Source organism: Pseudomonas sp. G11, from assembly GCF_029457515.1.
Classification (GTDB): domain Bacteria; phylum Pseudomonadota; class Gammaproteobacteria; order Pseudomonadales; family Pseudomonadaceae; genus Aquipseudomonas; species Aquipseudomonas gorinensis.
Genome location: NZ_CP120377.1, coordinates 5,562,583 through 5,587,740 on the forward strand (window position 1 = coordinate 5,562,583; position 25,158 = coordinate 5,587,740).

At 60.7% G+C, this 25,158-nt stretch carries 25 protein-coding genes, 4 tRNA genes and 1 riboswitch; of the genes, 11 read left to right on the forward strand and 18 right to left on the reverse strand.

The features are described from left to right. Positions 1–112 precede the first annotated feature (112 nt). From P2T68_RS25480 to uvrB, 12 genes are all read right to left on the reverse strand, one after another. Positions 113–901, reverse strand: coding sequence for a hypothetical protein (locus P2T68_RS25480; RefSeq protein WP_227496816.1), 789 nt, complete (start codon positions 899–901; stop codon positions 113–115). 241 nt (positions 902–1,142) lie between these two features. Then, positions 1,143–2,132 (reverse strand): hypothetical protein, encoded by a 990-nt coding sequence (locus P2T68_RS25485; RefSeq protein ID WP_024076514.1) that lies wholly within the window; start codon positions 2,130–2,132, stop codon positions 1,143–1,145. 614 nt (positions 2,133–2,746) lie between these two features. Next, entirely contained in the window at positions 2,747–3,715 is a 969-nt protein-coding gene (locus tag P2T68_RS25490) for a tRNA-dihydrouridine synthase family protein (protein WP_024076515.1), read from the reverse strand. A gap of 55 nt (positions 3,716–3,770) precedes the next feature. Next, positions 3,771–4,205: a thioesterase family protein gene (locus tag P2T68_RS25495; RefSeq protein WP_024076516.1), complete on the reverse strand. Its 435-nt coding sequence runs from the start codon at positions 4,203–4,205 to the stop codon at positions 3,771–3,773. 38 nt (positions 4,206–4,243) lie between these two features. Then, a complete protein-coding gene (locus tag P2T68_RS25500; RefSeq protein WP_024076517.1) occupies positions 4,244–5,077 on the reverse strand; it encodes an alpha/beta fold hydrolase in 834 nt (277 codons plus the stop codon). Between the two features lie 15 nt (positions 5,078–5,092). Further along, entirely contained in the window at positions 5,093–5,632 is a 540-nt protein-coding gene (locus P2T68_RS25505) for a TetR/AcrR family transcriptional regulator (protein ID WP_024076518.1), read from the reverse strand. Between the two features lie 218 nt (positions 5,633–5,850). Beyond that, positions 5,851–5,926, reverse strand: a tRNA-Glu gene (locus P2T68_RS25510). Positions 5,927–6,016: 90 nt separating this feature from the next. Further along, positions 6,017–6,092 (reverse strand) — tRNA-Ala (locus P2T68_RS25515). 49 nt (positions 6,093–6,141) lie between these two features. Then, positions 6,142–6,217 (reverse strand) — tRNA-Glu (locus P2T68_RS25520). Positions 6,218–6,295: 78 nt separating this feature from the next. Continuing rightward, positions 6,296–6,371, reverse strand: a tRNA-Ala gene (locus tag P2T68_RS25525). Between the two features lie 147 nt (positions 6,372–6,518). Further along, entirely contained in the window at positions 6,519–8,000 is a 1,482-nt protein-coding gene (gene gltX / locus P2T68_RS25530; RefSeq protein WP_024076519.1) for a glutamate--tRNA ligase, read from the reverse strand. Between the two features lie 195 nt (positions 8,001–8,195). Then, positions 8,196–10,211, reverse strand: a complete 2,016-nt coding sequence (gene uvrB, locus P2T68_RS25535) for an excinuclease ABC subunit UvrB (RefSeq protein ID WP_024076520.1) — start codon at positions 10,209–10,211, stop codon at positions 8,196–8,198. Between the two features lie 344 nt (positions 10,212–10,555). Between uvrB and P2T68_RS25540 the strand changes: the two genes are divergently transcribed. Beyond that, positions 10,556–11,752 (forward strand): amino acid aminotransferase, encoded by a 1,197-nt coding sequence (locus P2T68_RS25540; protein ID WP_150056164.1) that lies wholly within the window; start codon positions 10,556–10,558, stop codon positions 11,750–11,752. Positions 11,753–11,863: 111 nt separating this feature from the next. After that, on the forward strand, positions 11,864–12,073 hold the full coding sequence (locus P2T68_RS25545) for a hypothetical protein (protein WP_024076522.1): 210 nt from the start codon (positions 11,864–11,866) through the stop codon (positions 12,071–12,073). 81 nt (positions 12,074–12,154) lie between these two features. Here P2T68_RS25545 and P2T68_RS25550 read toward each other — a convergent pair whose 3' ends face one another. Next, positions 12,155–13,048, reverse strand: coding sequence for a LysR family transcriptional regulator (locus tag P2T68_RS25550; protein WP_069076637.1), 894 nt, complete (start codon positions 13,046–13,048; stop codon positions 12,155–12,157). Positions 13,049–13,151: 103 nt separating this feature from the next. Here P2T68_RS25550 and P2T68_RS25555 point away from each other — a divergent pair, with 103 nt between their 5' ends. Beyond that, positions 13,152–14,543, forward strand: a complete 1,392-nt coding sequence (locus P2T68_RS25555) for an aldehyde dehydrogenase family protein (protein ID WP_277378453.1) — start codon at positions 13,152–13,154, stop codon at positions 14,541–14,543. Between the two features lie 24 nt (positions 14,544–14,567). Here the strand turns inward: P2T68_RS25555 and P2T68_RS25560 are convergent, their stop codons facing one another. Further along, the gene (locus P2T68_RS25560) at positions 14,568–14,873 is read right to left on the reverse strand and encodes a protealysin inhibitor emfourin (RefSeq protein ID WP_024076525.1); all 306 of its coding nucleotides are present in this window, start codon (positions 14,871–14,873) and stop codon (positions 14,568–14,570) included. 28 nt (positions 14,874–14,901) lie between these two features. After that, positions 14,902–15,963 (reverse strand): M4 family metallopeptidase, encoded by a 1,062-nt coding sequence (locus P2T68_RS25565; RefSeq protein ID WP_168232055.1) that lies wholly within the window; start codon positions 15,961–15,963, stop codon positions 14,902–14,904. Between the two features lie 132 nt (positions 15,964–16,095). Here P2T68_RS25565 and P2T68_RS25570 point away from each other — a divergent pair, with 132 nt between their 5' ends. The 4 genes from P2T68_RS25570 (at position 16,096) to P2T68_RS25585 (ending at position 20,189) form a co-directional block, all read left to right on the forward strand. Further along, positions 16,096–17,025: a DNA/RNA non-specific endonuclease gene (locus P2T68_RS25570; RefSeq protein ID WP_277378454.1), complete on the forward strand. Its 930-nt coding sequence runs from the start codon at positions 16,096–16,098 to the stop codon at positions 17,023–17,025. Between the two features lie 82 nt (positions 17,026–17,107). After that, positions 17,108–17,303: riboswitch (cobalamin riboswitch) on the forward strand. 113 nt (positions 17,304–17,416) lie between these two features. Beyond that, complete coding sequence (locus P2T68_RS25575) at positions 17,417–18,427, forward strand: ABC transporter substrate-binding protein (RefSeq protein WP_150056442.1); 1,011 nt, start codon at positions 17,417–17,419, stop codon at positions 18,425–18,427. Beyond that, positions 18,424–19,428, forward strand: coding sequence for an iron ABC transporter permease (locus P2T68_RS25580; RefSeq protein WP_024076529.1), 1,005 nt, complete (start codon positions 18,424–18,426; stop codon positions 19,426–19,428). Before P2T68_RS25575 ends, P2T68_RS25580 begins: the two co-directional genes overlap by 4 nt. Further along, on the forward strand, positions 19,425–20,189 hold the full coding sequence (locus P2T68_RS25585; RefSeq protein WP_069076634.1) for an ABC transporter ATP-binding protein: 765 nt from the start codon (positions 19,425–19,427) through the stop codon (positions 20,187–20,189). Before P2T68_RS25580 ends, P2T68_RS25585 begins: the two co-directional genes overlap by 4 nt. Positions 20,190–20,552: 363 nt before the next feature. On the opposite strand, the gene P2T68_RS25590 is transcribed toward P2T68_RS25585, so the two are convergent. Beyond that, positions 20,553–21,479, reverse strand: coding sequence for an alpha/beta hydrolase fold domain-containing protein (locus P2T68_RS25590; protein ID WP_277378455.1), 927 nt, complete (start codon positions 21,477–21,479; stop codon positions 20,553–20,555). Beyond that, on the reverse strand, positions 21,479–21,919 hold the full coding sequence (locus P2T68_RS25595) for a TspO/MBR family protein (RefSeq protein ID WP_069076632.1): 441 nt from the start codon (positions 21,917–21,919) through the stop codon (positions 21,479–21,481). Before P2T68_RS25595 ends, P2T68_RS25590 begins: the two co-directional genes overlap by 1 nt. Before the next feature lie 197 nt (positions 21,920–22,116). On the opposite strand from P2T68_RS25595, the gene chrA reads away from it, so the two are divergent. After that, positions 22,117–23,325 (forward strand): chromate efflux transporter, encoded by a 1,209-nt coding sequence (chrA, locus tag P2T68_RS25600; protein WP_277378456.1) that lies wholly within the window; start codon positions 22,117–22,119, stop codon positions 23,323–23,325. Positions 23,326–23,364: 39 nt separating this feature from the next. Here chrA and P2T68_RS25605 read toward each other — a convergent pair whose 3' ends face one another. Continuing rightward, on the reverse strand, positions 23,365–23,598 hold the full coding sequence (locus tag P2T68_RS25605) for a hypothetical protein (RefSeq protein ID WP_024076534.1): 234 nt from the start codon (positions 23,596–23,598) through the stop codon (positions 23,365–23,367). A gap of 228 nt (positions 23,599–23,826) precedes the next feature. Here P2T68_RS25605 and P2T68_RS25610 point away from each other — a divergent pair, with 228 nt between their 5' ends. The 3 genes from P2T68_RS25610 to P2T68_RS25620 all read left to right on the forward strand — a co-directional run bounded on the left by P2T68_RS25610 (position 23,827) and on the right by P2T68_RS25620 (position 25,019). Next, entirely contained in the window at positions 23,827–24,045 is a 219-nt protein-coding gene (locus tag P2T68_RS25610) for a hypothetical protein (protein ID WP_041160983.1), read from the forward strand. A 132-nt stretch (positions 24,046–24,177) separates the two neighbouring features. Continuing rightward, positions 24,178–24,495, forward strand: coding sequence for a hypothetical protein (locus tag P2T68_RS25615; RefSeq protein WP_024076535.1), 318 nt, complete (start codon positions 24,178–24,180; stop codon positions 24,493–24,495). Between the two features lie 116 nt (positions 24,496–24,611). Further along, a complete protein-coding gene (locus tag P2T68_RS25620) occupies positions 24,612–25,019 on the forward strand; it encodes a hypothetical protein (RefSeq protein WP_024076536.1) in 408 nt (135 codons plus the stop codon). The last annotated feature ends 139 nt before the right edge of the window (positions 25,020–25,158 follow it).

Sequence of the window (25,158 nt, forward strand, 5' to 3'; positions counted from 1 at the left end):
GATTCCTGATGTTTATCTAAACCGCAGAACGCGCAGCCAGGACGCACGCACACCACCCCAGCGTTGATCGAGTACGCCCCAGAGGGCTGCTGCGTTCTTCCATTCACGTCAGTCACATAAGCGCTACAGCATCACCGTGGGTTGGCGCCCAGCCCGGGCTGCCCCATAACTCCTCCCGCCCATTGATGACCGCCACCGAATGCCCGGTTCGATTGCACATCCCCAGTTGGCCGCGAGCGAGTTCACTGACGTGGACGCGCTTCATGTGTTTCCTTAATCCCAGTCGCAAAAAACCCTCCCCAGGCCCGGTCTCATCCTCGCCATCATTCAAACTGCGGATCGCAGCCTGATAACTGCGGCCCGCCGTGCGATCGTTGTTTTCCATCTGTGCCCGCTTGGCACTGACGGCGAAGAGAAACTGCGCATCCTGAAGCATGCCTCTGTCGGTACCGGCAAACTTCGCGCCCCGCGCACCTTCAATCAATTCACGATCACTCAGGGTAAGCCGGAAGTCATCACGCATGACCACGTGATAACCATCGCCCGTTTTTTGCACCTCTTTGAAAATATCCGTGGGGCTTTGGCCGAATCGATACATCGCCGCCTTGATGGCCGATACCGTCACACAGTTGCCGTCGGGCCCCTGGCGAAACCCGCTCCAGATATTGTCCGGCTTGGCGCCGTTTCGCTTATTCGAAAGGCCTGGGATATACACCGCTGGCGCCGGCCGTGGCGCCACAGGTTCTGGTACCACTCGCGGTGCCACCTCGGGGCGCGGAGGCGGTATATCGGGGACTGTTTTGTCTTTTCTATCCGATAGCAGGTTAATCAGTTGAGTAAAAAATGAGGAAAACAGCGCCACCATTGTCTGGATAGCGTCTGAATTATCACCCACTCCCATCGTACTTCCCTGCGCAGTGGGCGCGAAACAAACACCCTGCCCGGCACTAGTGGATGGCGGGGTTGAGTCATTACTGACACTCAGAGAATCCGTAGGCAGTACCTGGCGCATATCCCCGACACGCGCAATATTATTAATTGAACAACACGACATGCAGCCCTCCACGAGCAGGTACTTCGCTAAACGGTTAAGTTCAGGAAGTACGCGCTCTATTCAAAGTATCGAGATCAAGTAAGCCAGGTCAGGACATGAACTTCGGACGCGGCGCGAACCGCCAACTCCTGGGGTCGAATCGATTATCCGTAGGGGCTGGGCTGGTTAAGTCCGGGGTAACAGGAGGTGCCGGCTGTGGCGTGACCTCAGGCGTCGGCGTTACGTTGGGTTTTACATCCGACTGGACTTCAGGCTTCGGGCTGGGTGTTGTGTCGGGGTTCATGTTCAGCTTGACCTCAGACCGTGGGCTTGGCGTTACGCCTGGCTTGACCTCGGGCTTGGGACGGGGCGTTACCCAGGGTTTCACATTCAGCTCGACCTCAGGCCGTGGGCTTGGCGTTACGCCTGGCTTGACCTCAGGCTTGGGACGGGGCGTTACCCAGGGTTTCACATTCAGCCTGGGTTCCACGACGGGCTTGGGCACGTCCGGCAGCACCCGCGGCTTCAACCCGCCGTCCGGTAACGACTGCGTATCCGGGCAATGGCAATGGCCGACGTTCACGTTCACATGCACATTGGCCTTGGCATCGTTGTTCACACTGATGTGGGGAGGTAAAACCAGTTCCTCATGCGGCTCGTGCTCGTGCTCGTCAGGCCGCACCCATGCCGGATCAACGTACCGAGGCTCCATCGGCAGCTTCACGCCTGGCAAGTCGCGCTGCTGTGGTTTCAACGGCAGGTTGCCCTTGTCAGGGGTCACAGGCAGCTGGCGCGCGTCCGGCTTAACGCCCGGCAATTGCCCCGACTGGGGCAGTACATCAGCGGCTATGTTTCTTCCGGAAAGCACCTCGCGCATGGCCCTGAAGACCATATCAAACATGTCAAACAACTTGGTGAGTGCACCGCCATTGACTATCACGTTATTGGGCGCAACTTGGAAACAGTCACTGCGAACCGGCGCCCGAGTATCTGCCTTGGCAGGCAGCGCACTTTTATTGACATCGGCTGAAGCTGGGCTACGGTCATAGACCGACTTATCAACATTGACAAAGGGGGAGTTATTGATCGATAGCGACATTAGCAAGTTCCTTATTCAGCGCGGCCTGACGTACGTTAGTTGGCCAGGGAAGCGATAGTCTGTAGGGGCTGCGAACAACGGCGTTGCTTCACAGTCATTACATTCGTGGAACATCACGCCATCGAGTTCCTGAAATCGCGCTTCATATAAGGAAACCAAACTGATTCTTCAGACTTTTCCCCATGACTTCCAGAGGAATGCCGCGTATCAAACGGGCCTGACATGCCCTTACAGGACACACACGCTAATAAACCGCGCAACACGTCAATCACCGACATAATTCCAGAGACCACAACACCGTCTATTGTGTTATTCCGCGTCCACGGGAATAACATCAAGCAACCCAATCATTCATTCACATTAAAAAAATGAAAAACACAAAAAACCTTACATGCCATTTTATTTTGAATCTGGAATACCGTGCACTTTACTCAATGTTACCGCCTAATATTGAAACACCCTCTCCCTCACCCAAATACCCCACTACCGCTGGGGGTACCGAGTGAATCCCTACCGCCCACAAACACAAAATGCCCCGTACTTTTCGGTACGGAGCATTTACGTTGAAATACAATAAACGCTGACGCGTGGCCCCAGCGGTCCTCAACAAACACTCAAGCGTTACTGCATGACTCAGGATGGGGCATATTCAGCAGGCGACTCACCTGCTCCAACCCGGTCTCGCGGCGCAGGGCCGTAAACAGCTCGACAGCTTCGGGGTAATTACGCGTCAGCATCGCCAGCCACTGCTTCAAACGGCCTGGCGCCTGGCGTTCGGTCAACTGGGCGACCGACTGGACCCAGAAGTCCTGAAGCAAGGGCTGCAACTGCGCCCAAGTCATTTCCACCACGTCTTCGCCCGCCCGCGCCGCGGCAATCTGCCGAGCCAGGTCAGGGCGCGCTACCAGGCCACGACCGAGCATGATGTCTTCAGCGCCGCTGACTTCGCGGCAACGCTTCCAGTCTTCGACGCTCCAGATATCCCCGTTGGCGAACACCGGCACCTTGACCACGTCCTGCACCCGCGGGATCCACTCCCAATGGGCCGGGGGCTTGTAGCCATCGGTCTTGGTGCGCGCATGCACCACGATATGCGCCGCGCCACCTTCGGCCAGGGCAGTGGCGCACACCAACGCGCCGTCCGGGCTGTCGAAGCCCAGACGCATCTTGGCGGTCACCGGGATATGAGCAGGAACTGCTCGGCGTACGTGCTCGACGATCTGATTGAGCAGCTCCGGCTCCTTGAGCAGCACCGCACCGCCGCGCGACTTATTGACGGTCTTGGCCGGACAGCCGAAGTTCAGGTCGATCACTTGCGAACCGAGCTCGCAGGCCAGGGCTGCGTTTTCGGCCAGGCACACCGGGTCGGAGCCAAGCAATTGCACACGCAGCGGCACACCGGCAGCCGTATGGGCGCCTTGCAGCAGTTCCGGAGCGAGCTTATGGAAATAGGCGGGGGTGAGCAGGCGGTCGTTGACGCGGATGAATTCGGTCACGCACCAGTCGATACCGCCCACGCGGGTCAACACGTCCCGCAGGATGTTGTCGACCAACCCCTCCATGGGCGCCAAGGCAATTTGCATGGAAAACACTCAACAAAAATCGTGGCGCAGTTTACTGGGTTTCCCAGCGCAACCGTTAACCCCCTGTCAGGGCGGGGCCATAACCGTCGAGAAACTCTGTCGGCATACGCTTGGGCTTGCCCGTGGACAGTTCAATGCAGACGAAGGTGGTTTGCGCGCGCAGCAAGGTCGCACCGTCACGGGGCCGGACGAGCTGGAAGCGCCGGGTCATTTTCAGGCGCTGGTCCCAATCGACGATCCAGGTCGCCAGTTGCAGCTCGTCGCCCTCATAGCCGGCCGCCAGGTAATCGATCTCATGGCGCACCACGGCCATGGCACGGTCCAGGCGACGATACTCGGTCAGGTCCAGCCCCAGGCGCTGGGAGTGGCGCCAGGCGCAGCGTTCCAGCCAGGCGACGTACACCGCGTTGTTGGCGTGCCCCAGGCCGTCAATGTCCTCAGGGGCTACCTGCAGGTCGATGATAAACGGCGTTGCCAAATCCCAGCCCATGCCTTGCTCCAGTCGATTGATGTCGGCACGGCAGTGTATCAGGCGGTCTGGCGCTCCTGTAAACGACGGCCTGCCAACAGATCCAGCACGCCTTCGATCACACGCGGGTCAGCCAGAACTTTCTGGTGCCCGCCGTGTTCCAGGCGCAGCAGGCGGCTGTCGAACCAGGCGTCATGGATAGCTTGCGAGGCGTTGACCGGAACGAAGGTATCGTCTTCGGCGTGAACGATCAGGCCAGGGATATTCATCTGGTAGTGGGCGACATCCAAGTGCTTGAGCGGCATGCCGAACGTCAGTTCCACTTCCTGGATAAACGCCGAGCGGGCCCGCGACGGCAAACCGACCATTCCGGCAAAGCCGCGCAGCACATCCAGGAAGCGGGACGGCGCCGCAATGCTCACCAGCGCTTCAGTGCGCAACCCCAACTGCACCGCCAGCATCGCACTGGCGCCGCCCATGGAATGGCCGACCACGGCGTGCAAGGGCGGCAACTCGGCCGCCGCCTCCAGCATGGCGCGGGCGAACAACAGCACATGGGCCTCACGCCCCGGCGAACGACCATGGGCCGGGCCATCGAGGGCAATCACCGAATAGCCGTTGCCCACCAACGCCGTGATCAAGCTGGCGAATTGCGTCGGCCGCCCTTCCCAACCGTGCATCAGCAACACCGCCGGCCCTTGGCCCCAACGCAGCGCCGACAGGCCGAAACGCAAGGTGATGCGCTCCGACTGGGCCAGCAGCGGCAATTCCCAATCACGCGGCGGCAGGTCTCGCGGGGTCATGAAGACCCGACGCATTTTACTGGCCACCGTGTGCGGCGCCAGGCGCCCCAAGGTGCCGTTGACGCTACGAATCCATGTGAATGCGCCCATTATGCAACCCCCTTTTCAGCGCACTGCCGACTTGGCAGCACGCAATACACGATCCGACAATTCACCCGGCCCAAGCGCACGAGCCAGGGCCAGGCCACCAATCATCAAGGCCATGTCTGCCAAGGCTTTGTCGGTATCTTCCGGGCTGGCGGCCAACTGTGCGGCCATCAACTCCACATGCTCATTGAGCACCTGGCGAAATTGGTCCGGCAGGCGGCTCATCTCGCCCACCGTCGCCGGGATGGGGCAGGCTTTGGCCGTCGAGTCGCGGTGTTTGCGCGACAGGTAGAACGCGGCCACCAGCGCACGACGCTCTTCACCGGTCAGTTGCTCGTCCATGTCGTCGATCGAAGCTCGACGCTGGGCCAGCAGTTGACTGAAGGCCTCCAGCATCAGCGCATCCTTGCTTTCAAAATGCGCGTAAAACCCACCCACCGTCAGCCCCGCCGCGCCCATGACTTCCCCCACGCTCGGCTCGGCCGGGCCACGCTGGACCAACGCGGCACTGGCGGCCTGCAGAATGCGTTCGCGGGTTTGCGCTTTTTTATCGCTCATCGTGTGCCTCCGTCGTTCATGGGTTGAATATTATTACCATAATAATATTTCGCAAGCGAGAAGCATGACCGCCCGTCCGAACCGGCCGCCTGCAAAACGTTGGAATAAGAGTCAGGGCAAATAGAACAGGCCAGAGGGCAGAAACCCAAACGCCAGACAAACAAAAGGGCCATTCAATAATTGAATGACCCTTAAAAATCCCGCAGAGCGGGTAATCGTGGCGTCCCCTAGGGGACTCGAACCCCTGTTACCGCCGTGAAAGGGCGGTGTCCTAGGCCACTAGACGAAGGGGACACAAACCTTCTGTACAACTGACCAGGCTGATCTTGAAACCAGACCTGATCGATCCAAGGACGGTGTGGCCGGAACCTTGGACCTGTAAATTGGTGGAGCTAAACGGGATCGAACCGTTGACCTCTTGCATGCCATGCAAGCGCTCTCCCAGCTGAGCTATAGCCCCGATTTTTCGCCTGGCGGCGCAGCAGACCTTTCGAACTGCTTGTTGAAACTGGCGTCCCCTAGGGGACTCGAACCCCTGTTACCGCCGTGAAAGGGCGGTGTCCTAGGCCACTAGACGAAGGGGACAAAACCTTCTGTACAACTGATCAGCGCTGAGGACTGATCGATTCAAGGACGGTGTGGCCAGACCTTGAACCTGTAAATTGGTGGAGCTAAACGGGATCGAACCGTTGACCTCTTGCATGCCATGCAAGCGCTCTCCCAGCTGAGCTATAGCCCCTCATCGGTGAGGACGGGGCGAATCTTAATGGCGCTTTAGAAAGGTGTCAAATTTATTTTCAACAATTTCTAAAAATTTTTGCCGGGATAACAATCACTTACCAGACAAACCCCGGAAAACCGGGGTTTGGCCGCTACAGCAGCTGACTCAGGCGATAGCGCCCAGCAGCTTTTCCCATTCCTTGTTTTCTTTCTTCGACACACCGCCAAGCAAATCAAGGGCTTGGCGTAGACGGAAACGCGTCAGGTCCGGGCCAAGAATTTCCATCGCATCAAGCACCGACACCGAACTGGCCTGGCCGGTGATCGCGGCGAACATCAGCGGCATGGCGTCGCGCAATTTCAGTTCGAGGGATTCAACCACCGCCTGGATCGTCGCGGTAATCGCCTCCTTCTCCCACTGGCGCAGGCTTTCGAGCTTCCACAGGATCAACTGCATCAGCTGGCGAACCTGGTCACCGGAAAGCTTCTTGGATTCAAACAGCTTGGCATCCGGGCTCACGCCACCGGCAAAGAAGAAGCTGGCCAACGGTGCGACCTGGCTGAACGTCTCCACCCTGCCCTGCACCAGCGGTGCGATCTTCATCATGTATTCAGGGTTCAACGCCCACTGCTGCACGCGGCTGGCGAACTCTTCCACCGGCAGGTCACGCAGCCACTGGCCATTGAGCCACGACAATTTCTCGATATCGAAGATCGGCCCGCCCAGCGAAACGCGGGACAGGTCGAAGTTGTCGACCATTTCCTGCAACGAGAACTTCTCGCGCTCGTCCGGCATCGACCAACCCATGCGGCCCAGGTAGTTGAGCATGGCTTCGGGCATAAAGCCCATGCGCTCGTAGAACGTCACCGAGGTGGGGTTCTTGCGCTTGGACAGCTTGCTCTTGTCCGGGTTACGCAGCAGCGGCATGTAGCACAGCTGCGGTTGTTCCCAGCCGAAGTATTCGTAGAGCAGGATCAGCTTCGGTGCCGACGGCAGCCATTCTTCACCGCGCAGCACGTGGGTGATACCCATCAGGTGGTCATCGACAACGTTGGCCAGGAAGTATGTCGGCAAGCCGTCGGTCTTCATCAGCACTTGCATGTCCATGCGGTCCCACGGGATCTCGACGTCACCGCGCAACATGTCCGGCACCACGCACACGCCTTCGCTCGGCACCTTCATGCGAATCACATGGGGCTCGCCAGCCGCCAGGCGCCGGGCCACTTCTTCTTTCGACAACAACAGCGCACGGCCGTCGTAACGTGGCGTTTCACCGCGCGCCTGCTGCTCGGCGCGCATCTGATCGAGCTCTTCGGCGGTGCAGAAACAAGGGAACGCATGGCCCATGTCGACCAATTGCTGGGTGTACTGCTTGTAGATGTCGCTGCGCTCGCTCTGACGGTACGGGCCATGCGGGCCGCCGACGTCCGGGCCTTCTGACCAGGTAATGCCCAACCAGCGCAGGGCATCGAAAATCTGCTGTTCCGACTCACGGGTCGAACGCAGTTGATCGGTGTCTTCGATCCGCAGGATGAATTCACCGCCATGCTGCTTGGCAAAGCAGTAGTTGAACAAGGCGATGTAGGCAGTACCGACGTGGGGATCCCCAGTAGGCGATGGCGCGATGCGCGTGCGGACGGTGGTCATGGCAGGTCTCGAATGGGCGATATAACTGAAAATTGAAACAAGGGGCGAATGGTAACAGCCTGGGTGATTTCTGGAAAACCGAGGCGCGGCCATCGGGGGCAAGCCCCCTCCCACACCGGACCGGTTCTCAGCATGAGAATGCAGTCAAATGTGGGAGGGGGCTTGCCCCGATGAGGCCGGTTGAGTCAGCGCAAATCAGACCGTCAGCAACCGCTCACGCAACTTGCCGATCTCATCGCGCGTCTGCGCCGCTGCCTCGAACTCCAGATCCCGCGCCAGCTGGTACATCTTCTCTTCCAGCTGGCGAATCCGCTTGGTGATCTCGCTCGGCGAGCGCAGTTCGTTTTCGTACTTGGCGCTTTCCTCGGCAGCCTTGGCCATGCCCTTGCGCTTTTTGCTGCGCGAGCCAGGCACGGTGGCACCTTCCATGATGTCGGCGACGTCCTTGAACACGCCCTTGGGCGTAATGCCGTTGGCCAGGTTAAAGGCGATCTGCTTGTCGCGGCGGCGCTCGGTCTCGCCGATCGCCCGCTCCATGGAGCCGGTAATACGATCTGCATAGAGAATCGCCCGGCCATTGAGGTTACGCGCCGCACGGCCGATGGTCTGGATCAGTGAACGCTCGGAACGCAGGAAGCCTTCCTTGTCCGCGTCCAGGATCGCCACCAGCGACACCTCGGGCATATCCAGGCCCTCACGCAGCAGGTTGATCCCCACCAATACATCGAAGGTGCCCAGGCGCAGGTCGCGGATGATCTCCACGCGCTCCACGGTGTCGATGTCCGAGTGCAGGTAACGCACCCGTACGCCGTGGTCGGCCAGGTAGTCGGTCAAGTCTTCGGACATGCGCTTGGTCAGCGTGGTGACCAGCACCCGCTCTTCCAGGGCCACGCGCTTGGTGATTTCCGAGAGCAGATCGTCAACCTGGGTCAACGCCGGGCGGATTTCGATCTGTGGGTCCACCAGGCCTGTCGGGCGCACCAGTTGCTCGATCACGCGGCCGGCATGCTCGGCCTCGTAGTTCCCCGGTGTCGCCGACACGAAAATGGTCTGGGGGCTGATACTTTCCCATTCATCGAAGCGCATCGGCCGGTTATCCAGCGCCGACGGCAGGCGGAAACCGTATTCCACCAAGGTTTCCTTGCGCGAGCGGTCGCCCTTATACATGGCGCCCACTTGCGGCACGCTGACGTGGGATTCGTCGATCACCAGCAGCGCATCGGGCGGCAGGTAGTCGTAGAGGGTCGGCGGCGGCGCCCCGGATTCGCGGCCCGAGAGGTAGCGCGAGTAGTTTTCGATGCCGTTGCAGTAGCCCAACTCGAGGATCATCTCCAGGTCGAAGCGGGTGCGCTGTTCAAGGCGCTGGGCTTCCACCAGCTTATTGTTGGCGCGCAGGTACTCAAGGCGCTCGGCCAACTCGACCTTGATGCCCTCGATGGCGCCCATCAACGTCTCGCGCGGGGTCACATAGTGGCTTTTCGGATAAAAGGTGAAGCGCGGCAGTTTGCGGATCACCTCGCCGGTCAACGGGTCGAACGCCGACAGGCTCTCGACTTCATCGTCAAACAGCTCGATGCGGATCGCTTCCAGGTCGGATTCGGCCGGGTAGATGTCGATCACATCGCCGCGCACGCGAAAGGTGGCGCGGGCAAAGTCCATGTCGTTGCGTGTGTATTGCAGGCTCGTCAGGCGACGCAGCAGTTCACGCTGGTCAAGTTTGTCACCGCGATCGACGTGCAGCACCATCTTCAAGTAGGTTTCCGGGCTGCCCAGGCCGTAGATGCACGACACCGTGGTAACGATGATCGCGTCCTTGCGCTCCAGCAGCGCCTTGGTCGCCGACAACCGCATCTGCTCGATATGGTCGTTGATCGACGCATCCTTCTCGATAAAGGTATCGGAGGACGGCACGTAGGCTTCGGGCTGGTAGTAGTCGTAATAGGAAACGAAGTACTCCACCGCGTTGTTCGGGAAGAACGCCTTGAACTCGCCATACAGTTGCGCGGCCAGGGTCTTGTTCGGCGCCAGCACCAACGTCGGGCGGTTCACCTGCGCGATCACGTTGGCAATGCTGAAGGTCTTGCCCGAACCGGTCACCCCGAGCAGCGTCTGGTGCGCCAGGCCGGCCTCGATGCCTTCGACCATCAAGCGAATCGCTTCGGGCTGGTCGCCGGCGGGTTCAAAGCGGGTGACGAGCTGGAAATCCGACATAACGTACCTCTTTCAAGTCACCCCAGGCTGACAACCGCCGAGGACGAAATAGCTCAGCAACCCGCGAATTCTCATCGCAGGTTGCAGGAAAAAACCATGATAGCTGTAGAAGTGGTGGCGAATGTGATGGGTTTCAAGGTAATCCTCCTACACGGCCCTTCCCCCCAATGTTGCAATAAGACTAACGGTCGGCAAATAAACCGAAAAACTTGGCCGAAAAGCCGTTTCGGCTGTCGCCCTCAGGCGTGATGGCCTCTATACTAGCTCCCCGTTTGTGCACCGCTCTAGTGCATTCGGCTGGAGCGCGACACGTCCCTCCTTTCCCCCATAGAGCTGCCGCAAAAATGAGCCTGTTCTCCGCTGTCGAAATGGCACCACGCGATCCTATCCTGGGCCTCAACGAAGCATTCAACGCCGATACACGAACCACCAAGGTCAACCTTGGCGTGGGCGTTTACTGCAACGAGGAGGGGAAGATTCCACTCCTGCGTGCCGTTGCCGAAGCGGAAGCCATTCGCGTGGCGCAACACGCTGCCCGTGGCTACTTGCCGATCGACGGCATCGTGGCCTACGACCAGGCCGTGCAAAAACTGCTGTTTGGCGCTGAGTCGCCACTGCTGGGCGCCGGCCGCGTCATCACCGCGCAAGCCGTCGGCGGTACCGGTGCCCTGAGAATCGGCGCCGACTTCCTCAAGCAACTGCTGCCCAATGCCGTGGTTGCCATCAGCGACCCCAGCTGGGAAAACCACCAGGCACTGTTCGAAAAAGCCGGTTTCCCGGTGCAGACCTACCGCTACTACGACGCCGCCACCCACGACGTGAACCGTGCCGGCCTGCTCGAAGACCTCAACGCCCTGCCGCCGCAGTCCATCGTGGTGCTGCACGCCTGCTGCCACAACCCGACCGGCGTCGACCTGAGCCCGGCGGACTGGCAACACGTGCTGGACGTGGTCAAGGCCAAGAACCTGGTACCGTTCCTCGATATGGCTTACCAGGGCTTTGGCGACGGCATCCACGAAGACGCCGCTGCCGTGCGCCTGTTCGCGGAATCCGGCCTGACCTTCTTTGTCTCCAGCTCGTTCTCCAAGTCGTTCTCCCTGTATGGCGAACGCGTGGGCGCACTGTCGATCGTCAGCGAGTCCAAGGAAGAAAGCGCGCGCATCCTGTCCCAGGTCAAGCGCGTGATCCGCACCAACTACTCCAACCCGCCGACCCACGGCGCAGCGATCGTGGCGGCGGTGCTGAACAACCCTGAACTGCGTGCCCAGTGGGAAGCCGAGCTGGCCGAAATGCGCCTGCGCATCCGTGGCATGCGTGAGCAAATGGTGGCCGAGCTGGCCAAGGCTGCTCCGGGCCACGACTTCAGCTTCGTCGGCCGCCAGCGTGGGATGTTCTCCTACTCGGGCCTGACCGTGGAGCAAGTCACCCGCTTGCGCACCGAGTTTGGTATTTACGCGCTGGACACCGGGCGTATCTGTGTGGCGGCGTTGAACCAGTCGAACATCGGTGCGGTAACAAAGGCGATTGTTCAGGTTCTATAAGCCTGACGGCGTTATACGAAGGGAAGCCGTGGCTTCCCTTTTTAATGCCTGTCGGAAAATACCCTGCTCCCCTAGACTGAGCACCGATTGCCCTTTTGCTGTGAGAGCCCTATGAAAAACGACGACCTGAACCTGCACGCCGATCCAGACGACCAGGAGTACTTCGCTCCGCGCGCGCCGCAAGCCAAGCGCCAGAAAAGCCTGGTGCTGCAAGTGGCGCTGGGTGTGTTCCTGGGTGGCCTGGCGTTGTGGCTGGTGCAGTTGGGCGCGACGGCACTCATGGCGAAACTGGCCATGGGCACCCTGCAATTCGGCGGCTGAACACGACCCGCAGTAGTAGGAGCGAGCTTGCTCGCGAAAAACGCAGGGACACCGCGTTTATCCAGAATGCCCGCGTTATCGTTAACGACCTTCGCGAGCAAGCTCGCGCCTACAGTGGCCGCGCTCCTCCAGCAACTTCACAAAACTGTTCAAACTCTGCGACACCGTGCCCCGTCGCCAGATCAGCCAGGTGTGCAACAGGCGGAAACTGTCCGTCAGCGGCCACACGCTCACCGTGGTAAACCCCGGCATGCTTTCCAGCATGCTGCGCGGCATCAGCGCCAGGCCGGCCCCGGCACTGACGCAGGCGAGCATGCCGTGGTAGGACTCCATCTCGAAGATGCGGCCCGGCACCGCGCCATCCTGTGAGAACCACCGCTCGAAATGGTGCCGGTAGGAACAGTTGGAGCGAAAGGTGTAGATGCTCTCCCCGTTCACATCCTGCCCGCGGGTGATCGGCGCATGCTGCAACGGCGCAATCACCACCATCTCTTCCTCGAACACCGCCACGCCTTCCAGGGTGGCATGCAATACCGGCCCATCCACAAACGCCGCCGCCAGGCGTCCCGACAACACGCCTTCGATCATCGTCCCGGACGGCCCGGTGCTCAGGTCCAGCTCGACCTTGGCGTGCTTCTGGTTGTACGCCGCCAGTAACGCCGGAATGCGCACCGCGGCCGTGCTCTCCAGCGAACCGAGGGCAAATGCCCCCTGGGGCTCCTCCCCCGCCACCGTCGCGCGGGCTTCCTGCACCAGGTCAAGAATGCGCCGCGCATAGCCAAGGAAGTTCCACCCGGCTGGCGACAGGCGCAGGCGGCTTTTCTCGCGGATGAATAATTCCACGCCCAGATCCTGCTCCAGTTGCTTGATGCGCGTGGTCAGGTTCGACGGGACCCGATGAATCAACTGCGCCGCGGCACTGATGCTGCCTTGCTCGGCAACGGCCTTGAAGATTTCCAGCTGCACCAGATCCAAATCATTCTCCAATCGTGAATGTATTGCTCAATATTATTCAGTTTCCAGAAAAGATGCAGCCCCGTAGGCTGACCCCAATCCACTCATTCAGCCGGACGGTGCCATGAACGCTATCACCCACCAGACCCACGCCCTGTCGATCAACCCCACTACCGGGGCGACGGTCGGCAGCTACCCCTACGAAACCGAAGCCCAGTTGGACGCCGCCCTCAACCGTGCCACCCACGCCTTCCGCACCTGGCGCCGCCAGCCGGTCAGCGAGCGCTCGGCCCTGTTGCTGGCCCTGGCCGGTGCCCTGCGTGATCAAGCCGAAGAGATGGCACAGATGATCACCTTGGAAATGGGCAAACCCATCGTCCAGGCCCGTGCCGAAATCGAGAAATGCGCCCAGCTCAGCGAGTGGTACGCCGCCCACGGCCCGGCCATGCTCGCCCCGGAACCGACCCTGGTAGACAACGGCACCGCCCATATCGAATACCGCCCGCTGGGCCCGATCCTGGCCGTGATGCCGTGGAACTTCCCGGTGTGGCAAGTCCTGCGCGGCGCGGTGCCGACGCTGCTCGCCGGCAACACCTACGTGCTCAAACACGCGCCGAATGTCATGGGCAGCGCCTACCTGATGAAAGCCGCGTTCGACAAAGCCGGCTTCGCCGAAGGCTTGTTCGAAGTGCTCAATGTGACCCAGGAAGGCGTGTCAAAAGCCATCGCCGACCCGCGCATCGCCGCCGTCACCCTCACCGGCAGCGTGCGTGCCGGCATGGCCATCGGCTCCCAGGCCGGTGCCGCGCTGAAGAAATGCGTACTGGAATTGGGCGGTTCCGACCCGTTCATCGTGCTCAACGATGCCGACCTCGATGCCGCCGTCCAGGCCGCCGTGATCGGCCGCTTCCAGAACAGCGGCCAAGTCTGCGCCGCGGCCAAGCGCCTGATCGTCGAAGCGGGTGTGGTGGAGGCCTTCACCGCCAAGTTTGTCGAAGCCAGCCGCGCCCTGGTAATGGGCGACCCGACCTCGACCGCCACCTACGTCGGCCCCATGGCCCGCTTCGACCTGCGCGACGAACTGCACGCCCAGGTCCAGGCGACCCTGGCGCAAGGCGCGACCCTGCTGCTGGGCGGCGACAAAGTAGCCGGCGCCGGCAACTACTACGCGCCGACCGTACTGGCCGACGTCACCGACCAGATGACCTCGTTCAAAGAGGAACTGTTCGGTCCCGTGGCCTCGATCATCACCGCCCGCGACGCCGACCATGCCGTGGCCCTGGCCAATGACAGCGAGTTCGGCCTCACCGCGAGCATCTTCACCAGGGATTCAGCCAAGGCCCGCGACATTGCGAACCAGCTGGAAACCGGCGGGATCTTCGTGAATGCTTTCAGCGTCTCCGACCCTCGGGTGGCGTTTGGTGGCGTGAAGAAGAGCGGCTTCGGTCGCGAGTTGTCGCACTTTGGCGTGCGCGAGTTCTGCAACGCGCAGACCGTTTGGCTGGATCGCAAGTAAGTTCGGGCAGGCCCTGAGCCTGCCTCAACAGCGAATATGCCGCCGCACACACTGCACCAGCCCATCCAGCGCCTGCGACTTCACCGGCGCCAGCACGCAGACCGTGTGCTCACGCTCGCCTTCCGTCACGGTCAACGTGTAATGCACCTGGCTTGGGTTGCCGGGTTCTGGCGCGGTGCTTTGCGGCAACTCAAAGAAGTTTGACGCCTCGATCAGTTGCCGCAATTCCTGCTGGTCCGGCTCGGGCAGCGTGTCCAGCTGCACCGTACGAGGTTTGGCCAGCCCCGGAAAAAACGCCGGCCCGCCGTTTTCCTTGATCGAAATTTGCATGGCTGCTCCTCACCGCACAGGCGGTTTGTCACACATGAATGCCAACCGCTTTCCAGCCCTCCTTGACCGCCTTCTGCTCATCCTTGTTCGCGCCATACAGTCGACCGGCGATATCGTAGGTAATCCGCGCGAAGCGCAGGAACCCTGAGTTCGGCCGCAAGCGCGCATCGCGCAATGCGTCATACCAGATCCGCCCCGCACGTTCCCAGGCAAACCCACCCAGCTTCGTGGCCACCTGATAGAACGCATGGTTGGGAATGCCAGAATTGATATGCACCCCGCCATTGTCCTCGTAAGTCTGTACGAAATCATCCATATGCCCCGGTTGTGGGTCCTTGCCCAGCAACTTGTCGTCAAAGGCAGTACCGGGTGCTTTCATCGAGCGCAGCGCAATGCCTTTGATCTTGTCGGTAAACAACCCTTTGCCGATCAACCAATCGGCATCTTGCGCCTTCTGCTGCAACGAGTACTGTTTGATCAGCGAGCCAAACACATCCGACAACGACTCGTTCAAGGCGCCGGATTGATTGAAATACATCAGCTTGGCTTCATCCTCGGTCACGCCGTGGGCCAATTCATGGCCAATCACATCAAGCGCGATCGTGAACCGGTTGAATAATTGCTGATCGCCATCACCAAACACCATCTGGGTCGAGTTCCAGAACGCATTGTTGTAGTTCTGGCCAAAATGCACGGTCGCGTCCAGCGCCATACCGGCATCGTCGATGGAGTTGCGGTCGAAGACCTGGTCAAAAAAATCGAACGTGGCGCCCAAACCGTCATAAGCTTCGTCTACCGCCGCATCGCCGCTGGCGGGCTGCCCTTCGCCGCGGATCAGCTTGCCTGGCAGGCTATCCGTGCCCTCGGCGCCGTAGATCGAACGCCGTTTGCCGGCGCCCATGGACAAGGCCATACGGGCCGGGCCATGAGCGGGCTCGGCGACCATGCGCAACGAGCGGAACGTGCTGTCCTTGGCACGGGTACGTAACGCGACGTCCCGTTGCGTTTTATTACCGTTACGCGCGATCTGGTCGAGGATGTAAGGCGGGATCAGGCAGAAAATCGCCTGGCGCGGGTGGCGAACACACATGGGCTGGCTCCTTTTGGCGGGTAATGAACGTCCGGGTCACCGGTTCAGGATAGCCCTGCTGCGGGCACCTGGCCCTAATTGTCATGAACCTGTGTTGCAGTCGTGTTTACCCAAGACTGCGAGGAACTCGCGATGCCAGCACGCAAAGCCAAAATTGACCTGACCCACCGCCCCCGGCTCGTCGATCTACGCCCGTTGATCCCGGCCACCCCCAGCCTGATGGAAGCCAGGGCGGCGACGCCCCGTGTGACGCCCGCCAAGGATTTGCAGGACCGGCGTGGCTACGCACCCGACTTTCTCAGCGGCTTCGCCGTGCCGTGGCCCACGGTGGATGAGGCATTGGCAACTGACGTCCAGCCGCTGCGCCTGGACTACACGCATTTCTCGGTGACCCTGTCACGTTCCCGACGGATGGCGCTCTATGTGGGCGTGAATATCGACGGCAGACAGGCGGTGGATATCGTTCGCAGCAACGACACCTGGGCCTACGACGGCCGCCTGCCCATCAGCGCGCAGATCGGCGACGAGCTCTACACCAACAACGGCCTGGATCGCGGCCACCTGGTGCGACGACAGGATCCCAACTGGGGCGACGAGGCCAACACCGCCAACCTCGATACGTTCCATTTCACCAATTGCTCGCCGCAGATGAGCGGGTTCAACCAGAAGACCTGGCTGGAGCTCGAAGACTACATTCTCGACAACACACAACGCTGGAAGGCCCGGGCCACGGTGTTTACCGGCCCGGTGTTGGCCGATGACGACCGTGTCTACCGCGGCGTGAAAATCCCCAAGGCATTCTGGAAAGTGGTGGCCTACCTCGGCGACGACGGCAAGCCCTCTGCCAGCGCCTACATGATCGACCAGAGCCGTGAACTCGGTCAGCTTGATCTGGTATTTGGCCAACTGCGGACCTACCGGCGCAGTGTGATCCAGATCGAGCAATTGACCGGCATCCGTTTCGCCAACCTGGCCGACTACGACGGTTTCAGCAATGAAGAGCGCGCCACGGGGACGCGAATTGAAGCACTGATCCGCGGCCCTGAAGATATACGCCTCTGACCGGCTACCGCGGCTTTATGTGGGCACGAGCCTGCACGCTCCTACAGAAAGCCGCCATTCGGTTCCCCCTCCCCAGCCCAATCGACTACCATACCGCGCCGGTTCCCAAACGGGACTAATAGGGAATCCGAAGCGCGGTACCCCCGCGTCAATCGGAACTGCCCCCGCAACTGTAGATGCCGAGCCTGCTCCTCAACGCCACTGGATACCCTCCGGGAAGGCTGGAGCCGGGTGACGACGCATCAGTCAGGAGACCTGCCGGCCCAGTAAAACCACTAACCGGCGGGGTGTCCGGGAAGGACATCCTTGGCTGCCTCCACTGCAGCGTCCGAGGGCGTATTTCCGAACCGTACCTCCCCAGTTCCACGTACGGCTCCCAGGAGATTGCCCCATGCTGCCACGCGTTACCGCCCTGCTCACCGGCCTGGGCTTCTGTGCCCTGGCCCAGGCGACGCCCACCCACTACCCGCTGACGCTGGAGAACTGCGGCAGCACTCTGACCTTTCAGCAAGCGCCCACCCGCAGCGTAACCATTGGCCAGGCGGCGACCGAAATGCTCTACGCCCTGGGTGTGGGCAACACAGTGGTCGGCACGGCGTTGTGGTTCAACAACGTGTTGCCGCAGTTCAAGGCACAGAACGACACCATCGAGCGCCTGGCCAACAATGAGCCAAGCTTCGAAGCGGTCATTGCCAAGCGCCCGCAACTGGTGGCCGCCGAGTTGGAATGGGTGGTTGGCCCACAAGGCGTGGTCGGCACCCGCGAGCAGTTTCATGAATTGAAGATCCCCACCTACCTGCTGCCGTCCGACTGCGAAGGCAAGAACAACCTGGTGGGCGCCGACGGCACACGCCTGGAGCCGTTCCGCATCGACACCATTTATAAAAGCATCAGCCAACTGGCCGAGATTTTCGACGTGCCGGACCGCGGCCAGCAACTGAACGAGGCGCTCAAGGCGCGCCTGGCCAAGTCCGTCGCCACCGCCCGCAACAAGGGCCTCAAGCAGGCCAGTGCGCTGGTGTGGTTCTCCAGCGCCGAAATGGCCAGCGATCCCTATGTGGCCGGCCACAAGGGTGTCCCCGAATTCATGCTGCAAACCCTCGGCTTGCACAACGTGGTGCAGTCCGATGAAGAGTGGCCCGCCGTCGGCTGGGAAACCCTCGCCAAAGCCAACCCCACCTTCCTGGTGATCGCGCGCATGGACCGCCGCCGCTACCCGGCCGACAACTACGAACAGAAACTGGCCTTCCTGCGCAGCGACCCGGTGACACGCAACATGGACGCGGTGAAACACAACCGCATCATCATCCTCGACGCCATGGCCCTACAGGCCAGCGTGCGTACTTTCGATGGGCTCGACCAACTGGCGAGCGCCATCGACAGCTACGACCTGCCCAAATGAGCAGAACGCTTCTCGCCCTGGCGCTGCTGTTGATCGCCATACTGGCCGGCGTAGCCATCGGCGAAACCGCCATCGAGCCGCAGGTAGTGCTCCAGGTGTTGGCTAATAAACTGTGGGCCGCCGGCTACGCGCTGGACCCTATCGACGAAGGCGTGGTGTGGAACTATCGCCTCACTCGCACGCTGGTCGCCGCCGCCTGCGGTGCGGGGCTGGCCACATGCGGGGTGATTCTGCAGTCGTTGTTGCGCAACCCCTTGGCCGACCCTTACCTGCTTGGCATCAGCGCCGGTGCCTCGACCGGCGCGGTGCTGGTGGTGCTGATGGGGGTCGGCGGTGGCTTGATCTCGCTGTCCGCCGGCGCCTTTGCCGGGGCGATGGCGGCGTTTGCGCTGGTGATTTTGCTCGCCCGGGCCAGCGGGTCGTCGAGCGGCACCGGCCAGATCATCCTGGCAGGCATCGCCGGTTCGCAGCTGTTCAACGCGCTGACCGCGTTCCTGATCACCAAGTCCGCCAGCTCCGAACAGGCGCGCGGCATCCTGTTCTGGTTGCTGGGTAATCTCAGCGGCGTGCGTTGGTCGTCGGTGTGGCTGGCGGTACCGGTGGCCGTCGCGGGGTTGGCGGTGTGCCTGTGGCACCGCCGCGCACTGGATGCATTCACCTTCGGCAGCGACTCGGCGGCGTCCCTCGGCATCCCGGTGCGCCGCGTGCAATTTGTGCTGGTGGGCTGCGCGGCGTTGGTCACCGCGGTGATGGTGTCGATTGTCGGCTCCATTGGTTTTGTCGGCCTGGTCATCCCTCACGCCGCACGCCTGTTGCTCGGTACCGGGCACTCACGCCTGCTGCCGGCCAGCGCCTTGGGAGGCGCATTGTTTTTGATTACAGCCGATGTGCTGTCACGCACCTTGATCAAGGGCCAGGTCATTCCGGTGGGCGTGGTCACCGCACTCGTCGGCGCGCCGGTATTTGCGCTGATCCTGATCGGCCGGAGGAATGCGCGATGACGGTGCTGAGCTGCACGGCCCTGGGCTTCAAGGTGCGAGAGGCCCAGTTGCTGCGCGATATTCACCTGCAAGTCCAGTCGGGGGAAACCTTGGGTATCGTCGGGCCGAACGGCTCCGGCAAATCGACCCTGCTCAAACTGCTCGCCGGCTTGCGCGCACCGGCCAGCGGCGAGGTGCACCTGGGTGGTGAGCGTTTGGGCGCGCTGTCCCGCCGCGCCATCGCGCAGCGCCTGGCGGTGGTGGAACAACAGGCCGACACCGACGATGCCATCCGCGTATTCGATGCCGTGGCACTGGGCCGCACACCGTGGTTGTCGGCGCTGAGCCCGTGGTCCAGCGAAGACGATCGCATCGTGCGCCAGGCCCTGCACGACGTCGACGCCACCCACCTGAGCCAACGCGCCTGGCGCAGCCTCTCCGGCGGTGAGCGCCAACGCGTGCACATCGCCCGCGCCCTGGCGCAACGGCCACAGATCCTGTTGCTGGATGAGCCGACCAATCACCTGGACATCCAGCATCAACTGACGATCTTGAAAGGCGTGCAGGCATTACCCGTCACCACCTTGATCGCCCTGCACGACCTCAACCAGGCACTGACCTGTGACCGCCTGGCCGTGCTGGATCATGGGCGATTGGTGGCACTGGGCAAACCGCTGGAGGTGCTGACGCCGCAACGCTTGCAGGAAACCTTCGGCGTGCAGGCGCATTACCTGACAGACCCGTTCGACGGCGCGCAGATACTGCGGTTGCGCTCGAACTGAGATTTAACAACGCGGCCCAACAGTGTCATCGGGGGCGAGCCCTAATGCCAGTCAGTCAAGGAGAAAAACGGTAACTCTGGAGAGCGGGCTAATTGTGGAAAGCGGGCTTGTTGTGGCGAGCGGGCTTGCCCCGCGTTGGGGTGCAAAGCGGCCCCAAAACCTGACGATTTAATAGGCCTGTATAAACGCGGTGGCCTTACTGGGGCTGCTTTGCAGCCCAACGCGGGGCAAGCCCGCTCGCCACAACAAGCCCGCTTCGTTTTCCTCCTTGACTGACTGGCATTAGGGCAAGGCCCGTCATACGAAAGCCCATGATGGGTACCTCTTGAAGCAAGGGCCCATCAGGCAAGAACCGCGGCAGGTTTACGGTGCTACAGCGATCCGGCGCGCGACCCACGCCCGACTATAGGCCAGTACGTTCTCGGCGATCGCCAACGGAAAATGGATAAACCCATGAGCCGCCTCCGGCAGCAGATGGGCTTCCACCGTCCCCCAGCGCTCAGCAATGAGCAGGGTGTCATCCTTGAGCGGGTCCAATGCCCCCACAAACATCAACGCCGGCGGCAACCCGCTGAAGTCGCCATACAACGGCGACAACGGTGGCTGTCGCCGCTGCTCATCGCTCAACCCTGGGGTCAGCCTGCGCAACGCGTCCACCATTCCAGGCCCATCCAGCAACAACGTCTGCGGGCCCGCCGCGCGTACGCTGGGAGTGCCGGTCAAATCATAGACGCCGTAATACAACACCGCACCGCTCACGCGCTGGAGCAAATCCGGCCACTGCTTCAATGCCAGCAACGTCGCCGCCGCCAAGTGCGCACCGGCCGATTCCCCCACGACAATCACCGGCAACCCGGCAAATTCCGCGCAGTCACCCAACAGCCAGCGCGCGGCGCTCAAACAATCCTCCATCAGCCCTTCTATCGGTGTATCGACCGCCAGCCGATAATCCACCGACACCACCGCCACCTCGCACGCGTTCACCAGGCCCAGGTTGAGGTCATCATCCATCTGCGCATTGCCGATCACCCAACCGCCGCCGTGGATATCCAGCACCACGCCCTTGGGCTTGCCGCTCGGCCGCAAGATACGCACGGGGACTGCGCCCACGAATTGAGTCTCGGCCAGCGGCACCCGCTTGAGCGTTTGACTGACCCGCAACAGCGCCTGAATCAAACGCGGTGTCACGCGATTGCGGATTTTGAAGCGCGGCAGCCAAGTGAGCTTTTGGTTGAAGCGGCGCATTTGAGCCAGTTCAGGCGCACTGGCGGGCCAGGGTTTATGGGCCATCAGCGGTTATTGCGCAAAATCGAGAAATTCAACGCCGCCGCCACGCACAGCCACGCCAGGTACGGGAACAGGATCAGCCCGGTAATCAGGTCCAGGCGCACGGCCAAGACCACCATTGCGGCGACGGTGAGCCACAACAACACGATGATCAGCATACCGGCGAGCAACTGATGCGCACCGAAAAATACCGGTGTCCACAGCGTGTTCAACGCAATCTGCGCCGCCCACAATGCCAGTACCGGCTGGCTGTCGGGGATCAGGCTCAAGCGGTAACCGGCCCAGGCCAACAGCAGGTAGATAATGCTCCAGGCCACCGGGAACAGCCAGTTGGGCGGGGTGAAGCCGGGCTTGACCAGGGATTCGTACCAGGCACCGGGCTTGAAAATGACACCGGTGCTGGCGGCAGCGGCGCAAGCCAGGAGGAATATAAAGAAGGTCATCGTCTGTCCTTGGCTGAGTTCAGTGGCGTGCAACGGGGAAGTCTTTCTGCATGCATCTTCAATGACTCCAGCACGCGCGCAAAAATTCCATCCGGCGTGGCGATTTGCGCGAGCGGGCGCCTCTTCTGTGCGTCATCAAAATTCGCTAAGGTGCCTCGATACCCTAGCCTATTTTGCCCTTATCGAGACCCTGCACCTTGGCCCACTCCCCCACTGATCGCCCCACCCGCATCTGGGGAGTGTTCCTGATCTTCCTGCGTCTGGGCCTGACCTCCTTCGGCGGTCCCGTCGCGCATCTGGGCTATTTCAGGCACGAATTCGTGACCCGGCGCGGCTGGCTGAGCGAGCGCAGCTATGGGGATTTGGTCGCGCTGTGCCAGTTCCTGCCCGGCCCGGCCAGCAGCCAGGTGGGCATCGCGCTCGGCCTGTCGCGGGCCGGCTACGGCGGAGCGCTGGCGGCGTGGCTGGGGTTTACGCTGCCGTCCGCCGTCGTGCTGATCCTGTTTGCCCTGGGCATTGCCCAACACAGCACCGCCATCCCGCCCGGCGCGCTGCACGGCCTCAAGGTGGTGGCTGTCGCGGTGGTCGCCCAAGCCGTATGGGGCATGGCGCGCAACCTGTGTACCGACGCACCGCGCATCACCCTGATGCTGCTCGCCGCCTGCGTGGCCCTGCTGCAAAGCTCTGCGTGGGGCCAGGTCGGGGTGATCAGCGCAGCAGCGGTGGCTGGCCTGCTGCTGTTCAAGCCCACACCGCCCGCCGCGCACGATGCGTTGCCCATGACCATCAGCCGTCGTGCAGGGGCAATGTGGTTGTCGCTGTTTGTGCTGGTGCTGGCCGGTCTGCCGATCCTGGCCCACTGGCTCCCCAACCCAGGCCTGGCGTTAACCGACGCCTTCTACCGTACCGGCGCGCTGGTATTTGGCGGCGGCCACGTGGTGCTGCCCCTGCTGCAAGCCGAAGTCGTGCCCACCGGCTGGGTCAGCAACGACGTGTTCCTGGCCGGCTACGGTGCCGCCCAAGCCATGCCCGGCCCCTTGTTCACCTTCGCGGCTTTCCTAGGGGCCTCCATGACCCAAGCCCCGACCGGCTGGCTCGGCGGCCTGCTCTGCCTGCTGGCGATCTTCGCACCGTCGTTTTTGCTGGTGATGGGCGCACTGCCCTTCTGGGAAAGCCTGCGCCGCAGCCCTCGCACCCAGGCCGCGCTGGCAGGCGTGAACGCCGCGGTGGTCGGCCTGTTGCTGGCGGCGTTGTATCAGCCGGTGTGGACCAGCGCGATCTTTACCGCCCAGGACTTCGGCCTGGCGCTGATTGGCGTGGTGGCGTTGATGGTGTGGAAGCTGCCACCGTGGCTGGTGGTGGTAGGAAGCGGCGCGGCGGGATGGTTATTGAGTCTTACGGTGTGAGGCTCGCAGCCCACGCGCATCGCCCTGCCGAGTTAATCCCTAGCCCTTCAACTCGCCCAACCGATGACTCGCCGCGTCGTCGTAAGCCACGTACAACGACTCCGCGATTTGGCTTTTGATGGCTTTGGTGGATTCCAGACCCAGCACAAAACCTTCCGCCTTGCCGCCGGCACGGTTGAGCTCTTCGTGAGTGGCCGCGCCCGTGATGGCGTCGAGAAGCTTGGCGGCGTGAGGGCCTACACCTTTGGGCAGGGAGATTTGGTCGATGGTCATTACGGTACCTTCAAGGATGGAGATCGGTAGCGCGTGGAACCACTGCCGGGGTGGCATGGTAGACCGGTTAGCGGAGAAAGGGGTTGCTTTCGGCCAGACGCTCGACGGTTTCAAATTGGATCTGCTTTGTTTGACACATCAAAGCGCTTGACTGAAGGGCATTGGGTTGCGCCAGCCGCCCGGACTTTGTAGGCTCCGGCCAGACCTCCCACGCCGTTGAGGCCCACATTGGAAAGCGTGATAAGACTGCAAATCGAGAAAGCGACCTACGATGAATTCCTGACGCTTTGGCAGCAAGGTGCTTTCGACCATCAGCGGCTGGGCCAGGCTTTCTATAACCATTTCCGTCTGCATCGTCTCAGCGATCAGGGCTTGCTGCATGAGCTTTACGCAGCTGACGGCAGCAAAGCCCTGAATGCAATTGCTGGCATTTTTCAGATCAATTAACTCGCACCACTGCGGCTCTCCGTCCGGCTGTATTAACGCGGCCTAGAACAAAAATCGCGCACCGGACGAAAAAAATAATGGCCCATAGCCACTACTCGGTGATATTCTAGTATTTTGCATGGAGTGCATATAATGAAGAAACACCTCGCCCTATCTATTATCTTGTCCACTATCAGCGGATTAGTCGCTGCAGAGCCCGCCAAAACGTTGTTGGTCCCTGACTCTCAAAATAGGGATTTTGGTATTATTTGTCGAATCAACGACAAAACAACTTATTACATAAAAAAAGACAGCAACAACAACGACTACCAAATTGCTAGAAACATCTATCTCACTGACATTAGTTCGGGGCGGGTAGCGATCAGTTTAATGCATGGTTTCGTCAGCGCGAACAAAAGCAGCACCTACATCACCGCAACCAATGAATCCTGCAACACTTTCAGCCAGTAATCAAAACCACATAGTACCCATCAATCTATACCCCGCCATAACGCGACACCTCTAGTTCGCTGAAAATGCCGGAATCCAATGATGCCGGTCCACGCCCCGACAACTATGAGCAGATCATGAGCAAGCCAATAAGATACATAAAACTGATCGCCCCCCGAGAACTCGAAAAGACAGCAAAACTTTTTGATTTCTTTTTAAATCTTTGTGCGCAAGAAGGTGACGGCCTAGTTATCCACCCTCAAGTCGGGCATGCCAGGCGAGATGACTTTGGCGAAGGTGTAGGGGATAAAATTGCAATGTCCCTTACTAACGGAACACTCAACCATAAAGGGCACGGTATCAAACTGTGCGCAGCGCACACCATTAGCAGACACCCGGTATCCCAAGTCTATTTCGCTTGGTGGCCTTTAAATGTTGACCTGGAAAAAATAGAGAAAAAATCTTGGAAATTTGGCGTAATTGCCTGCCGAGACGAGTCAGACATTAGCTTCATGAGCCATAAATTTGACTTTAAATATATCTAGGGAAGGTCTGAAGTAAGCAGCCGTTTTTAACGGCCTCGCTGTCTGAGGTTCAAAAAACACCGACTTAATCGAAAATCAGACCTTTCCTCCTGTCAGTTCACTGTTTTTTGCGGAATAGCACCTTTTCAGGGCTCATTGT

Coding starts and splice junctions, on each gene's coding strand:
- P2T68_RS25480 (WP_227496816.1), bottom strand. CDS start 901: ATGGGAGTGGGTGATAATTCAGACGCTATCCAGACAATGGTGGCGCTG.
- P2T68_RS25485 (WP_024076514.1), bottom strand. CDS start 2,132: ATGTCGCTATCGATCAATAACTCCCCCTTTGTCAATGTTGATAAGTCG.
- P2T68_RS25490 (WP_024076515.1), bottom strand. CDS start 3,715: ATGCAAATTGCCTTGGCGCCCATGGAGGGGTTGGTCGACAACATCCTG.
- P2T68_RS25495 (WP_024076516.1), bottom strand. CDS start 4,205: ATGGGCTGGGATTTGGCAACGCCGTTTATCATCGACCTGCAGGTAGCC.
- P2T68_RS25500 (WP_024076517.1), bottom strand. CDS start 5,077: ATGGGCGCATTCACATGGATTCGTAGCGTCAACGGCACCTTGGGGCGC.
- P2T68_RS25505 (WP_024076518.1), bottom strand. CDS start 5,632: ATGAGCGATAAAAAAGCGCAAACCCGCGAACGCATTCTGCAGGCCGCC.
- gltX (WP_024076519.1), bottom strand. CDS start 8,000: ATGACCACCGTCCGCACGCGCATCGCGCCATCGCCTACTGGGGATCCC.
- uvrB (WP_024076520.1), bottom strand. CDS start 10,211: ATGTCGGATTTCCAGCTCGTCACCCGCTTTGAACCCGCCGGCGACCAG.
- P2T68_RS25540 (WP_150056164.1), top strand. CDS start 10,556: ATGAGCCTGTTCTCCGCTGTCGAAATGGCACCACGCGATCCTATCCTG.
- P2T68_RS25545 (WP_024076522.1), top strand. CDS start 11,864: ATGAAAAACGACGACCTGAACCTGCACGCCGATCCAGACGACCAGGAG.
- P2T68_RS25555 (WP_277378453.1), top strand. CDS start 13,152: ATGAACGCTATCACCCACCAGACCCACGCCCTGTCGATCAACCCCACT.
- P2T68_RS25560 (WP_024076525.1), bottom strand. CDS start 14,873: ATGCAAATTTCGATCAAGGAAAACGGCGGGCCGGCGTTTTTTCCGGGG.
- P2T68_RS25565 (WP_168232055.1), bottom strand. CDS start 15,963: ATGTGTGTTCGCCACCCGCGCCAGGCGATTTTCTGCCTGATCCCGCCT.
- P2T68_RS25570 (WP_277378454.1), top strand. CDS start 16,096: ATGCCAGCACGCAAAGCCAAAATTGACCTGACCCACCGCCCCCGGCTC.
- P2T68_RS25575 (WP_150056442.1), top strand. CDS start 17,417: ATGCTGCCACGCGTTACCGCCCTGCTCACCGGCCTGGGCTTCTGTGCC.
- P2T68_RS25580 (WP_024076529.1), top strand. CDS start 18,424: ATGAGCAGAACGCTTCTCGCCCTGGCGCTGCTGTTGATCGCCATACTG.
- P2T68_RS25585 (WP_069076634.1), top strand. CDS start 19,425: ATGACGGTGCTGAGCTGCACGGCCCTGGGCTTCAAGGTGCGAGAGGCC.
- P2T68_RS25590 (WP_277378455.1), bottom strand. CDS start 21,479: ATGGCCCATAAACCCTGGCCCGCCAGTGCGCCTGAACTGGCTCAAATG.
- P2T68_RS25595 (WP_069076632.1), bottom strand. CDS start 21,919: ATGACCTTCTTTATATTCCTCCTGGCTTGCGCCGCTGCCGCCAGCACC.
- P2T68_RS25605 (WP_024076534.1), bottom strand. CDS start 23,598: ATGACCATCGACCAAATCTCCCTGCCCAAAGGTGTAGGCCCTCACGCC.
- P2T68_RS25615 (WP_024076535.1), top strand. CDS start 24,178: ATGAAGAAACACCTCGCCCTATCTATTATCTTGTCCACTATCAGCGGA.
- P2T68_RS25620 (WP_024076536.1), top strand. CDS start 24,612: ATGAGCAAGCCAATAAGATACATAAAACTGATCGCCCCCCGAGAACTC.